This is a genomic window from Mesorhizobium sp. M1E.F.Ca.ET.041.01.1.1 (assembly GCF_003997355.1).
GTDB lineage: Bacteria > Pseudomonadota > Alphaproteobacteria > Rhizobiales > Rhizobiaceae > Mesorhizobium.
In genome coordinates this window covers 1-384 of sequence record NZ_RZSL01001291.1, presented here as the reverse complement: position 1 = coordinate 384, position 384 = coordinate 1, and the positions used below count along the sequence as shown (strand labels likewise).

Below are 384 nucleotides of genomic sequence, written 5' to 3'. Positions count from 1 at the left end.
GCCGAGGCCTGCAGGCTGGCCGGCGAACTGTCGCGCCGCGCCGAAAAACTCCTGGCGGCAGCGCCAAAACTGCGTGCGAAGGGCGCCGGCGATGTGATTTTTTTGCTCCTGAATGAAGATGCCGTACCCGGATCGCTGGTCACAAAGAACCTGTCGCGTTTTGCGGCGCGACGCCTGTTCGAGCGCCTGCAGCAGCTCGAGGCCGTGCGCGAGCTCTCCGGCCGTCCGACCTTCCGGCTGTTTGGGCTGTAGCGATGAGCCAAGCCTCGGTCCGCCGCAAGCCGAACGAGCAGCCGGCGCTGCTGGACATCGAGCTCGAGCACCTGCCGCCGGAACTGCGCTGGCGCGAGTGGATGGGTCGGGTCGAAGCGGTGATCTTTGCGG

At 66.7% G+C, this 384-nt stretch carries 1 protein-coding gene and 1 pseudogene; both read left to right on the top strand.

Annotated elements, in window-relative coordinates:
- A partial coding sequence (locus EOA38_RS38845) for a DUF1403 family protein (protein WP_127301710.1) occupies positions 1-252 on the top strand: 252 nt, incomplete at its 5' end.
- A 2-nt stretch (positions 253-254) separates the two neighbouring features.
- A pseudogene (locus EOA38_RS40895) lies at positions 255-384 on the top strand (segregation and condensation protein B); the annotation flags it as partial.